This window comes from Thalassomonas sp. RHCl1 (genome assembly GCF_947387555.1).
In the GTDB taxonomy this organism is placed as follows: domain Bacteria; phylum Pseudomonadota; class Gammaproteobacteria; order Enterobacterales; family Alteromonadaceae; genus Thalassomonas.
Window position 1 is genome coordinate 96,579 of record NZ_CANDNZ010000017.1, and the last position, 12,866, is coordinate 109,444.

The following is a 12,866-nucleotide window of genomic DNA, read 5'->3' on the forward strand; positions in this document are numbered from 1 at the left end:
CAAGTTAACGCAATTGCTCGATCAATATTTTAAACAGGCTGACAGCGCGCTGGCACTGCATCTGCTGGGCAAGCTGATAACCCGGTCTGAGATAATGCAGGGAATTTTCCCGAGTATGGGCGGATAAATTAATCAAACCGTTTTCCAGCTCATTTTTCCCCAGGGCGTAATAGCAACGGAACAGCCAGCATAACTGGTTATTAAGTTCAAAATGGCTTTTGGCGGTTAATAAGCATTCCCTGGCGCTGAAATGCTTACCCTTAAGCAGGTAATAGCGGCCATAGATATATAAACGCAGTGCCTGGTGATATTCTTCTCCCGCCGACTGCATGTGGTACTCAAAGGCGGTTTTGCGGTTTTCCGTCAACTCTTCGCTGATATCATAACATTTCTCTATGATCAGCATCGCCTTATACAGGATCCCCAGGGTTTTATCTTCAACACAATCGGCAGGCAGACTCTCCAGCGAGCTGTTAAAAAACATGCCCGCCTCCTCAAAGTTCCCCTGCACCATCGCCAGATAACCCAGTCTGCGCCGTAATTTCGCTTCATCTTTACGGCAATTTAAATTCATACAGATCTGCAAGCCGGTGCGGTAATTCTGCTCCGACAGCTGAAAATCCCCAGTGATAAAATAACTGTTGCCTAAACTGCGCAGCGCCTGGGCCTTGCTGAGGTTGTTGGGATATCTTTCTATCGCTTTACTGTAATACTGCCGGGCCAGGGTATGGTTATTGGCGGTTAATTTCAGGTTGCCCCGGCTATAATCGACATGGGCCAGCCCAGAGCTTACTCCCATCTTTTTATAAAGCTTATAAGCCTTTTCCAGCGCCTCTTCCGCCTCATCAAGCTTCATGGTCTGGATCAGCGACTGACCCAGCAGCAAATAGGCATTGGCCTGTTCAAATTTACTTTCAATAAAGGTAAAAAAAACATTCGCCGTTTGCAGCTCCCCCAAGGCGGTCGAGACTTTATGCCGGTCCAGATCCAGCAGGGCATAATTAAAGATGGTGCTGGCCAAACCGCGTAAATTACTGTCATTTTTGAAAATATCGTAAGCTTGATCAAACTCATATTGGGCTCTGTCCGTTAATCCCTGGGCCAGATATATGCCGCCTATGCCCAACCTGACCTGGGCCTGGCCGAAAGAGTCTTTGGCTTCAACATACTCGCCGTAGGCCTGGTTATAATAGGACAAGGCATCCTGCAGGTGTCCGGCCACGTAAGAAATACGCGCCAGCCCCTTATAAGTCCCGGCAACCCCCAGGCGCTCGTCCAGCTGTTCAAAAACCTGCCTTGCCTGGTTAAATTCCTGTAAGGCAGCTTCATCATCCCCCTGAACATGGTGGATAAAAGCCGAGGCGGACGTCGCCGAGGCATGGCAAATTTTGCTTTTCTCATCCGTGCCCGAGGTCAGCTCCCGGGAATGACGGTAATGCTCCAGCGCATGGCTGAACTCTCCCCGGTTCTGGCAATCATGGCCGGCATCCAGATAAGCCTGGGCGCACACCAGCTTGTCATCATGCTCATGCTCAAAAACCACCGCCGCTTCATCTAGATAAACTTCTACTTTATCAATCACTTTCTGATACATACTCTTGGCTTCGGTAAACTGCCCCTTTAACCTAAAGCCCCTGGCCTGATTAAGCACAGAGCAAATTTCTTTGTTAAAAATCGACTCCTGCTGTTTCTTTGGCAATAAGTACAGCACACTGAGCCGTATCCGCTTGAATAAAGGGGCGGTCAGGCTTTTTATCACGGGCTGGATGCGTTTTTGGCTGAGTAAAATAACAACAAGGGCAACAGCCAATAAAATTAAGGTGATCTCTGTGGTATTAAGCAGGAATACGGTCTGAAAGAGGTTAGCAATAAAGTCCATGTTACCCGTCCCTAGGTTTGCTCGTGTTATTAAATGTAGAAGACCCTTGCTATAAATCAATAACAAAGTATCAAGCTTTCATAAATTTGCGTAAATATTGCACTTCCCTAGTGCATGGCTTTGTTCACTAAGGTGCAAACTGCCGGTTCCAAACCTCAAAAAACCAAGTAAGCAACTGATATTTAACGCCTTTACCTCTATGGCACTTTGTTTGCTCTTTGTTAACCAGAAAAAAACGGTATTTCATTTATAAAGCAGTTAGTGCTTTATCTGATGCGCGAAATGCTAGCCGCACACAGTATATAGATAGAGGGTTGTTCCAGATGAACACAAGTGTAGTCACTTCCAAAAAGCAAAGCTCAGCAAAGCAGAAAATTGTTGTCATAGGTAATGGCATGGTGGGTCATCACTTTGTTGAACAGCTCTGCCTCTCGGCTAAGGCGCAAGACTACGATATTACCGTGTTGTCGGCGGAATCCCGCCTCGCCTACGACCGGGTGCATTTATCCAGTTATTTTTCCGGTAAAAGCGCAGAAGATCTCGCGCTGACCACCCCAGAGGCATACCATGAACTGGGCGTAACCTTTGAACTTGACGCCAAAGTGGTTGCATTAAATAAAAGCGACAAAACCGTCACCACAGCCCAGGGCAAAAGCTTTAGCTATGACAAACTGATCCTGGCCACAGGCTCTTATCCTTTCGTGCCGCCGATCGAAGGCAATGACAGGCAGCATTGCCTGGTGTACCGCACCATAGAAGATTTAGCCGCCATCGAACACTCCGCCCGCCAGGGTAAAGTCGGCGTTGTCGTCGGCGGCGGCCTGCTCGGGCTGGAAGCGGCAAATGCCATCAAACAACTGGGACTGGAAACCCATGTGGTGGAATTTGCCCCGCAATTAATGGGGGTGCAGTTAGACAAGTCCGGCGGGCAGCTGCTGAGATCTATGATCGAAGCGCTCGGCGTCAAGGTGCATACCGAAAAAGCCACTAACATCATTACCCATGGTCAGGATTGCAACCACAGGATGGAGTTCGCCGACGGCAGTCACCTGGAAACCGATTTGATCTTGTTTTCCGCCGGCATCCGTCCCTACGACAACCTGGCCAGGGAGTTTGATCTCGCCCTGGGTGAGCGCGGCGGCATAGTGGTGGATAACCATTGCCTGACCTCAGATAAAGATATTTACGCCATCGGCGAATGCGCCCTGTGGAATAACTTTATTTTTGGCCTGGTAGCCCCGGGATACCAGATGGCTAAAGTCGCCGCCGCCCATATCCAGGGCGAAGACAAGCAGTTTACCGGGGCAGACATGAGCACCAAGTTAAAGCTGATGGGGGTCGATGTCGGCTCTATCGGCGATGCCCACGGCAAAACCCCTCAGGCCAGATGTTATACCTATGAAAACCAGGTGGCGCAAACCTATAAAAAAATTGTCGTCAGTCCCGACGGCAAACACCTGCTCGGCGCCGTGCTGGTGGGGGATACCGAGGATTATGATACCTTATTGCAATATGCCCTCAACGGCATTGAATTACCCGAGATGCCGGAAAGCCTGATCCTGCCAAGCCTGCAGGGAGAAAAACCTGCACTGGGGGCCGAGAGCCTGCCGGATACCGCCACCATCTGCTCCTGCCACAATGTCACCAAGGGCGATATCATCTCTGCCATAGACAACGGCAACACCGAGCTTAAACAGCTCACGTCCTGCACCAAGGCCAGCACCGGCTGCGGCGGCTGCAGCGCACTACTGAAAAATGTCTTTGAAGCCGAGCTCGGCAAACGCGGCGTGGAAGTGAAAAAAGATCTCTGCCAGCATTTTGCCTATAACCGCACCGAATTATTCCACATTATCAAAGCCGAGCAGATCAAAACCTTCGAGCAGCTGATCAGTAAACATGGCCAGGGGCTCGGCTGTGAAATTTGTAAGCCGACGGTGGCCTCTATCCTGGCATCAACCTGGAACGATTATATCCTGGAGGACGCCCATATACCGCTGCAGGATACCAATGATATCTTTCTCGGCAATATGCAAAAGGACGGTACTTATTCCGTCGTGCCCAGGATCCCGGGAGGAGAGATCACCCCGGATAAACTGATCGTGATCGGCGAAGTGGCCAAGCAATATAATTTATACACCAAGATCACCGGCGGCCAGCGCATCGATTTATTCGGCGCCCGGGTCGAGCAACTGCCGGATATCTGGAAGCGATTAATCGACGCCGGCATGGAAACCGGTCACGCCTACGGCAAATCCCTGCGCACGGTCAAATCCTGTGTCGGCGACACCTGGTGCCGTTACGGGGTTCAGGACAGCATGTCGATGGCAATATTTCTTGAAGAAAGATACAAGGGCCTGCGCTCCCCCCATAAGCTTAAATTCGCCGTGTCCGGCTGTACCCGGGAATGCGCCGAGGCACAAAGCAAAGATATCGGGGTGATCGCCACCGAACACGGCTGGAACCTCTATGTCAGCGGCAATGGCGGCATGAAACCAAGACATGCCGATCTCTTTGCCACGGATTTGGACGATAAAACCTTAGTGCAATATATCGACCGCTACCTGATGTTTTATATCCGCATGGCGGACCGGTTGCAGCGTACCTCGGTCTGGCTGGAAAACCTCGAAGGGGGCCTGGAGTATGCCAAATCTGTGGTTATCGACGACCATCTCGGCATCAATGATGAACTCGAAGCGCAAATGCAAGCCATAGTCGCCAGCTACCAGTGCGAATGGAAAACCACCATAAATAATCCGGAAAAAGTGAAACGTTTCCGTCAATTTGTCAATTCCGGCAAAAGTGACAGCAATGTCCAGTTTGTCACCGAGCGGGCGCAAATCAGGCCGGCCCGTGAGGAAGAAAAGCACAGGGGGGAACGGATCCCGACCCTGGATATCACCCAAAACAGGCCTGTATAAGAGGAAAAACCATGGCTAATAACAAAAACTGGCACACCGTCTGCCATAAACAAGATTTGATCACCGACGCCGGCATATGCGCCTTAGTCAACCAGGATGAGCAGGTGGCCATTTTTTTCATCAATAACGAGCAGGTATATTCTATCGCCAACTGGGATCCCATAGGCAGGGCCAACGTGCTCTCCCGCGGCATTACCGGTGACGAGCAGGGGGAGGTTTTTGTTGCTTCCCCCTTATACAAACAAAGGTATTCATTAACGAGCGGCCACTGCCTGGATGACGATGCCATCACAGTGCGCCACTACCCCACCCGGATTGAAAACGAACAGGTACAGATATTGGCGTAACAGGATTGGCGTTAGATTGATCACAAGGCATTTCACCCGTTATCAGCAGTAGAGGTTAAGATGAGTGAGTTAATTAAACATAAACAAAGCAGTGAAAGTAAGTGTGTACAAACTAGTTGCCCCTATTGCGGCGTCGGTTGCGGCGTTGATATCACAGTCGAGCAGGGCAAGGCGGTTAAACTGGGCGGCACACCGGAACACCCGGCCAATTTCGGTCGTTTATGTGTAAAAGGAACCAACTTACTGGCCACCAATCACCACCAGGGACGGCTATTGCACCCGGTCGTTGACGGCAAGCAAACCAGCTGGCAAAAGGCCATAGCAACCGTGGCCGCCAGGTTCAGCCAAATCATCGAAGAACATGGCCCGGATGCGGTGGCTTTTTACGGCTCCGGCCAGCTGTTAACGGAAGATTATTATGTTGCCAACAAACTGATGAAGGGCTATATCGGCAGCGCTAATATAGATACCAATTCGCGTTTATGCATGTCGTCTGCGGTATCCGGCTATAAACGCGCCTTTGGCGAAGATCTGGTGCCCTGCAGTTATCAGGATCTGGAAAATACCGATCTGATCCTGTTAACCGGCTCCAATGCCGCCTGGACCCATCCGGTGCTGTTCCAGCGCATGGAAAAAGCCAAAGCCGTCAATCCGAAGCTGCAAATTTTTGCCATAGATCCCAGGCGCACCGCCAGCGCCGAACTGGCCGACATTCACCTGCCGCTCAAACCCGGCACAGATGCCGCCTTATTTAACGGCTTGTTAAATTTCCTCGCCGATAACCGGGGACTGGATCAGCAATACATAGACAAGTACACCAATAATTTTTCCGCCTGTCTTGATCAGGCCAGGCAATGGACCCTGGCAAAAACCGCTGACTATTGTGAGCTCAGCGAAAGCGCATTAAAGCGTTTATACCAGGCGTTTTTAAGGAGCAAACGGGTGATCAATTTTTTCTCCCAGGGCATCAACCAGTCCAGCTCCGGCGCCGATAAATGTAATGCCATCATCAATTGCCACCTCGCCAGCGGTAAAATCGGCAAACCCGGCTGCGGTCCTTTTTCCATTACCGGCCAGCCCAATGCCATGGGCGGCCGGGAGGTCGGCGGTCTGTCAAACCTGCTGGCGGCCCATATGGATATCGACAACCCCGAACACAGAGCGCTGGTACAAAACTTCTGGCAATCCCCGACCATCGCCAGCGCCCCCGGATATAAGGCGACCGATTTATTCGATAAGATCAACGAGGGCAAGGTCAAAGCCGTGTGGATCATGGCCACCAACCCCGCCGTCAGCCTGCCCGACCGGGCCAAAGTCGAGCGGGCCTTAGCCAACTGTGACTTTGTTGTGGTATCCGATTGCGTCGCCAGCAACGATACCCTGGCCTTTGCCGAGGTCAAGTTACCCGCCAGCAGCTGGTCGGAGAAAAACGGTACCGTCACCAACTCAGAGCGCAGGATCTCACGCCAGCGGGGGTTATTAACGCCGCCGGGTGAAGCCCTCGATGACTGGCAAATCATCAGCCGGGTGGCAAAAGCCATGGGGTTTGATCAGGGCTTTAACTACTCGGGACCGGCAGAAATATTTGACGAACATGCCAGGCTCACCGCCTGCAACAACAACGGCGACCGGGCGCTGGACTTATCCGGGCTGACCGGACTGACAACGGATGAATACGACCGGCTAAGACCCGTCCAGTGGCCGGTGAATGCCAAATACCCTCAGGGCTGTGCCCGGATACTGGCGGACGGCAGTTTCTTTACCGACAACCGTAAGGCCAATTTTATCGCCGTCTCTCCGGCCAAACCCAAGCTGGCCTGCTCTGCCGATTATCCTTTTAGCTTAACCAGCGGCCGCTTGCGGGATCAATGGCATACCATGACACGTACCGGCAAGGCGAATATCCTGGCGGAACATACTAAGGCGCCGGAAGTCACCCTTAACCCTGCAGACGCTCAATCTCTGGGGGTGAGTGATGGAGAGATGGTCAAGGTAAGCAATGAAACCGGCGCGGTTTTTTTGCAGGCAAAACTCTCGGACGATGTTGATGTCAAACAATTATTTGTTCCTATCCACTGGAACCGGGAATTTGCCTCATCCGCTACCGCCAATCAATTATTCGCCGCCATTGTCGACCCGGTTTCCGGGCAGCCGGAATTCAAACAGGCGCCGGTACAAGTGGAAAAAACCGCGATTAAACAATATGCGCTGATTTACAGCCCTTTGTCCCTGAAAAATTTCACTGCCGGTTTACCCGGCCATTGCCATTGGATACAGCATCAGGGCGTACAAGGGCCTGTCTATCACTGTTATTTCGAGCAGGAAGTCACGGATTTAGCCGGGCAGCTGAAACAGCAGATCAGCCGGACCATCGAGGACAGCGCTTCACAGGCTTCCCAGGCAGGCAACAGCTGGCTAAGCCACCAAAATGAGCACACTCACCAGCTTATTGCCTTGGCAGAGCAAGGTTTTAACGCCTTTGTCTTTATCAGTGATAAACCAATCAAATTAAATGACAGCTGGCTCAACGAGCTGCTGGAAAGTAAAGAAACCGATGCCGGGCAAATTAATGCCCTGCTGCTGGCCAAAGCCCCGAAAAACAAGGGGCGGAAAATCTGCTCCTGTTTCAGTGTGTATGAGCAGGATATCCTTGCCGCCATCGAAAACGACGGCATCAGCAGTGTCGATGCCTTAGGCGCCACGCTGAAATGCGGCACCAACTGCGGCTCCTGCAAAACCGAACTCAGCAGTCTGCTCCGGGAGCATCAGGCCAGGGAACCAGAGAGCGAAAAACAGCAGGCGTTAGTACACACCTTCATCCCGTCGGATGAACCCGAAGAGGTTATTACATGAATTCAGGTTTTTTCAATCAAAGCTGGTTGCGTTTAAACGGCTTTGTTACTCACATGCAACACAAACTAGTAAAAGGAGGATTACCGGCCAAGACAACAACTCAGCATCAAAGACACAGGGGCTGCGTATATCTCATCGGCGCCGGCGCCGGCGATGTTGAACTGCTGACGGTTAAAGCCTATCGCCTGTTGCAACAGGCAGATATTGTTTTATACGACTGGCTTGCCAATAAGGAGATACTCAAGCTTTTACCGGCAAAAACCGAAACGGTTTTTGTCGGTAAAAGAGCCGGCCACCACAGCATGCCCCAGGAAAAAATTTGCCAGCTGTTAACTGAGCACGCCCTTATGGGTAAACAGGTGGTGCGTTTAAAAGGCGGTGATCCCAGCATCTTCGGACGCCTGAATGAAGAAACCCGGGCGCTGTCAGCCCATGATATTCCTTTTGCCATCATACCGGGCATAACCGCCGCCAGCGGCTGCGCCGCCTATAGCGGCATACCGCTAACCGAACGCAGCTGCAGCCAGTCGGTACGCTTTGTTACCGCCCACTTTAAAAATCCGGCAGAGCAGCCGGACTGGCAAAACCTGGCTTCAAGCCGGGACACTCTGGTGTTTTATATGGGCTTAAACCGCATAACGGATATCGCCGATCAGCTGATAGACCATGGTATGGATAAACACCTGCCCATGGCCATTATCGACCAGGGTACCACCACAGGGCAGCAAGTATGCTGCACTACCCTTGGCAGCGTCGGTCAACAAGCCTTATGGCATGACTTCACCGGCCCCGCCCTGATCATTGTTGGCGAAGTGGTCAATAAACGACAAAAGGTTGACTTACCTCTGCTGGCAAAGCAGCACTCATAGACTAAGCTTAAAATATTATTTTCGTTAAAATCAGGGCTATGGCAATCAAAATGGCTAACACTGAACGACCAAGCCATCACAGATAGCCAGGCTGCAGCAGGCAAAAGCAAATAAATCACGAACAGCAAAAGGACTTATCATGCATTTATTGTTAAACCGGCATCATTTTATCTTAAACGACCCCCGCCAAAGCAGATCCAGAAGTTCTCGCCTCGGCTCTACAACAAAAATCCTTGATATATATCAAGGATTTCCACCAAATAACCGACAGCCAGATACAGCTTGATTTAAATCAACTTGTTTTATCCGGCCCGTGAGAAAATATCGGCCATAAAAATAAAAACCAGGGCTTACAGCTCCGCGGTTACTAATCAGCTGTCAATAGCGCTAATTCGCTAATGTACTAAATACCAAAGTATTCTTAACACTAATGTCAAAGGAATAACTATGAAATCTCTCGTAAATACGTTATCCACCTCTTTAATCGCAGCAGCGGTATTAACTGCGCCGGTAACCCTTGCCGGACAAACTGCGGTTGCCGACGGTGTGAAAAAAGCCCTGGGCGACAGTAAAGTCAATCTCAGTTTCCGCGCCCGTTTTGAAAATGTCGACCAGGACAATATCAAAGATGATGCCAGCGCCCTGACCCTGAAAAGCCGGATCACGGTAAAAACCGGCGCCTATAACGGTTTCTCCGTCGGCGCCGAAGTAGATAACGTGACGGCAATAGTGGACAACTATAACAGCACCCGCAACGGTGAAACCAAATACCCGAAAATCGTCGATCCGGAAGGCACAGACGTCAACCAGCTTTACCTGCAATTTAAAGGCAGCAAAGCAAGTTTTACCGCCGGCCGTCAGCGTATTCTCCACAGCGGTCAGCGTTTTGTCGGCGGAGTCGGCTGGCGCCAGAACGAGCAAACCTATGACGGCTACCGCTTGCAATATAAAGCCAGCGATGCTTTCAGCCTGGACTACAGCTATGTCTATAACATCAACAAGATCTTCGGCCCGCGCGGCTCTGCAGCAGATGAAGACGGTGAATTCCATCTGACCAATGCTGTTTATAAGGTCAACAAAGATCATAAACTAAGCGGTTATGCCTACCTGCTTGAATATGACCACAATGACGACAAGTCAACCTCAACCTACGGCCTCAGCTATAACGGTAACTTCGGCGGCATCATTGCCAACGCCAGCTATGCCAGACAAAGCGACTATAAAGACAGCAACAAAGATTTCGATGCCGATTACCTCAACCTGGAGCTGGGCACTAAACTGGGCCAGGTGAAAGTACTGGCAGGCTACGAATTATTGGGCAGCGACAACGGTGTCGGTTTCACTACCCCACTGGCAACCTTGCATAAGTTCCAGGGTTTTGCCGATCAATTCTTAGCCACCCCGGGCGCTGGTATCGAAGATATCTACTTCACCGCCAAAACCAAAGTTTCCGGCATTAAATTAAGCGCCACTTACCATGATTTTTCTGCCGACGAGGGCAGCGCTGACTGGGGCTCTGAAATCGATCTGGTGGCCGCCTATGCTGTCGATAAAAACTATAGCGTCTTGTTAAAGTACGCCAGCTATGATGCCGATGACCATGGCTCAGATACAGACAAGATCTGGTTCCAGGTAGCGGCTAAGTTCTAAGGCGAACTTAAGCTCATCTCTGCCTGCCATGCCGGTTGCCCGGCATGGCTTTTCCTTCCCCCTGCCACAAACAAAGAAAGTCCGTGTAATCTTGCCTCCCGCGGATTAGAATAGCCTGCTTTAATTTCACCGTCCGGCTATTAAAAGGTTACTCCCTTGCTGTTAATGATCGACAATTACGACTCTTTTACCTTTAACCTGGCACATTATTTTCAGTCCCTGGGACAGGAAGTACTGGTTAAGCGCAATGATGAGCTCAGCTTAAAGGACATAGCCGAACTTGCCCCCCGTTATATAGTGATCTCCCCCGGCCCCTGCACCCCGGACGATGCAGGTATTTCACTGGACGTCGTCGCCCGCTTTGGCGGTAAAATTCCCCTGTTGGGAGTGTGCCTGGGACATCAGTGTATCGCCCAGCATTTTGGCGCTAAGGTTGAAAAGGCGGCACAAGTGATGCACGGTAAAACCAGCAAGATACGCCATAACAATCAGGGGCTGTTCAAAGGATTAAAAAACCCTTTACAGGTTACCCGCTATCATTCGCTGATCGTCAATCCCGGTAGCTTGCCCGAATGCCTGGAAGTCAGCGCCTGGTATGAGGTGCAGGACAAGAAAGAAATCATGGCGTTGCAGCACAAGGAACTTGCCATTAGCAGCGTGCAGTTTCATCCCGAGTCCATTCTCACCGAACAGGGACATACCCTGCTCGAGAACTTTTTAAACCGGTATTAACACAAGCGAATTCCTTTTTGGCAAAAACTTATGTTACCTTGGCTGCAACAACTATTTAAACCTTGCCTCGAGTAAAGCACAAATTGCACTGTAACTATGTTGATTTTTGAAAATAATAAGACCCTGGCCAACCTCTACCAACGGGCACTGAGCTTATATATCAGTAAAGAGTTTGCCAATAAAACCGTCGGCCAGGTTAACCCGACAGCGAAACAACATAGCGAACAAACCTTTAGCCGCCGGGAATTATTAGAAGTTGAAGAGCAGGCCAAGCAGGAAAAAATCATCGCCGAACACGGCGAAAAACATTTCCGCGATCAGGTGATGTCGGTTTTTTTCAGCAAGCTAACCACAGAAGTGATGGCGGAATTCGACCAAAAAGAAAACTTTTACCGGCATTTTCTCAACCTCGAAGACGCTGCCCCGACCATTTTGGAAATCCTGTCGCTGCCCTCAGCCTCGGTAAACCGCATTACCCCGCTGATCAAATTACTGCCCTGGCTGGCAAGCGATATCGTCAACCTGGTGAACAAACCCCAATACCGCAAAAGAGCCGATGTCAAAGTCAGCGAACCCAACCTGGCCATCAGCTATGTCGGCCTGGACAACCTCAAGCTGATAGTGCCAACCTTTATTCTCAAACATGCGCTGCCGATCACCACAGATCCCTACCCGCTGATGAAAAGGAAACTGTGGAATGACGGTCTGTCGGTGGCCCTGGCCGCTAAAGTGCTGGCTGAGCACAATGAACTCGACTGGTATAGTGCTTTTGCCGCCGCCATCTTGTCCAGTATCGGTTACCTCGCGGTGATCACCTGCTTTTTAAGCAAGTTCAATGAAATGCATAACGCGGAGTTACGCCAGGCATACGAAAGCCGCGACAAGCGCCTGCATGATTTGCTGGTCCAGGCAGAAATCTCACCGGAATTGCTGCTCAAACTGATGACAGAGCACAGCAATAAGGTTGGCGCCGACCTGATAGAACTGATGCGGTTTGACCGGCTCGAGGTCACCGAGCCGATTTTTGATCTCGCCTACGCCGGCGAACTGCAGAAAATGTCTCCGGTGGCACAAGTGGTTGCCAAGGCACGCACCTATATCGCCTACCGCTCCCTGGCCAGGGAAGATTTAATCGACAAAAATGAAGCCAAGGCCTTATTGACGGCGGTAAATTTTACCCCGAAAGAGATAGCCTTGCTGAAAAAAAGCGATATCGATCATATCAAATTAAATTTCAATTAATCTTGCTTTACGTTGAATGGTGTAAGCTAGCCCTTAGCGATTATCCCCCCGGATATTCATCCCGCAAAAGATAAAGCTTGCTGAAAAAAGCAACATCACGCCCGGCAAATTAAATTGCAATTAATTTTGATTAATTATGAAAGCTCAGCGAGCCGATGATTTTTAAAGGCAGCTATTAAGCGGGGGGCGGAAGTTATATTTCCGCCTCAACGCGGGGTAAAATAATTATGCAACTTAACTGAATAAAAACAGCAAACCCCCTATTTATCAAGGGCTAGAGCAAGATTTCACAAGACATAATTGCATTATTCTGACATACTAACCGTCTATTTTTTATCTGTTATAGCAAAAGAGATAACAGTCTCTGTAAACATGA

At 50.3% G+C, this 12,866-nt stretch carries 8 protein-coding genes; 7 read left to right on the forward strand and 1 reads right to left on the reverse strand.

What is annotated here, in order from left to right; all coding sequences use genetic code 11:
- Positions 1-4: 4 nt before the first annotated feature.
- Positions 5-1,879 (reverse strand): tetratricopeptide repeat protein, encoded by a 1,875-nt coding sequence (locus tag QL234_RS28245; protein WP_281561106.1) that lies wholly within the window; start codon positions 1,877-1,879, stop codon positions 5-7.
- 323 nt (positions 1,880-2,202) lie between these two features.
- On the opposite strand from QL234_RS28245, the gene nirB reads away from it, so the two are divergent.
- From nirB to QL234_RS28280, 7 genes are all read left to right on the forward strand, one after another.
- Positions 2,203-4,797: a nitrite reductase large subunit NirB gene (gene nirB / locus QL234_RS28250; RefSeq protein WP_281561107.1), complete on the forward strand. Its 2,595-nt coding sequence runs from the start codon at positions 2,203-2,205 to the stop codon at positions 4,795-4,797.
- 11 nt (positions 4,798-4,808) lie between these two features.
- The gene (gene nirD / locus QL234_RS28255; protein ID WP_281561108.1) at positions 4,809-5,144 is read left to right on the forward strand and encodes a nitrite reductase small subunit NirD; all 336 of its coding nucleotides are present in this window, start codon (positions 4,809-4,811) and stop codon (positions 5,142-5,144) included.
- Between the two features lie 60 nt (positions 5,145-5,204).
- Entirely contained in the window at positions 5,205-7,997 is a 2,793-nt protein-coding gene (locus QL234_RS28260; protein ID WP_281561109.1) for a nitrate reductase, read from the forward strand.
- Between the two features lie 53 nt (positions 7,998-8,050).
- Positions 8,051-8,866, forward strand: coding sequence for a uroporphyrinogen-III C-methyltransferase (gene cobA / locus QL234_RS28265; RefSeq protein WP_281561110.1), 816 nt, complete (start codon positions 8,051-8,053; stop codon positions 8,864-8,866).
- 447 nt (positions 8,867-9,313) lie between these two features.
- Positions 9,314-10,516 (forward strand): alginate export family protein, encoded by a 1,203-nt coding sequence (locus QL234_RS28270; protein WP_281561111.1) that lies wholly within the window; start codon positions 9,314-9,316, stop codon positions 10,514-10,516.
- A 156-nt stretch (positions 10,517-10,672) separates the two neighbouring features.
- On the forward strand, positions 10,673-11,248 hold the full coding sequence (locus tag QL234_RS28275) for an aminodeoxychorismate/anthranilate synthase component II (protein WP_281561112.1): 576 nt from the start codon (positions 10,673-10,675) through the stop codon (positions 11,246-11,248).
- 96 nt (positions 11,249-11,344) lie between these two features.
- Complete coding sequence (locus tag QL234_RS28280; protein WP_281561113.1) at positions 11,345-12,490, forward strand: HDOD domain-containing protein; 1,146 nt, start codon at positions 11,345-11,347, stop codon at positions 12,488-12,490.
- The last annotated feature ends 376 nt before the right edge of the window (positions 12,491-12,866 follow it).

Excerpts from the sequence above, each read along its gene's own strand:
- QL234_RS28260 (WP_281561109.1), top strand. The coding sequence starts at position 5,205 with ATGAGTGAGTTAATTAAACATAAACAAAGCAGTGAAAGTAAGTGTGTA.
- QL234_RS28280 (WP_281561113.1), top strand. The coding sequence starts at position 11,345 with ATGTTGATTTTTGAAAATAATAAGACCCTGGCCAACCTCTACCAACGG.
- QL234_RS28245 (WP_281561106.1), bottom strand. The coding sequence starts at position 1,879 with ATGGACTTTATTGCTAACCTCTTTCAGACCGTATTCCTGCTTAATACC.
- QL234_RS28270 (WP_281561111.1), top strand. The coding sequence starts at position 9,314 with ATGAAATCTCTCGTAAATACGTTATCCACCTCTTTAATCGCAGCAGCG.
- nirB (WP_281561107.1), top strand. The coding sequence starts at position 2,203 with ATGAACACAAGTGTAGTCACTTCCAAAAAGCAAAGCTCAGCAAAGCAG.
- nirD (WP_281561108.1), top strand. The coding sequence starts at position 4,809 with ATGGCTAATAACAAAAACTGGCACACCGTCTGCCATAAACAAGATTTG.
- cobA (WP_281561110.1), top strand. The coding sequence starts at position 8,051 with ATGCAACACAAACTAGTAAAAGGAGGATTACCGGCCAAGACAACAACT.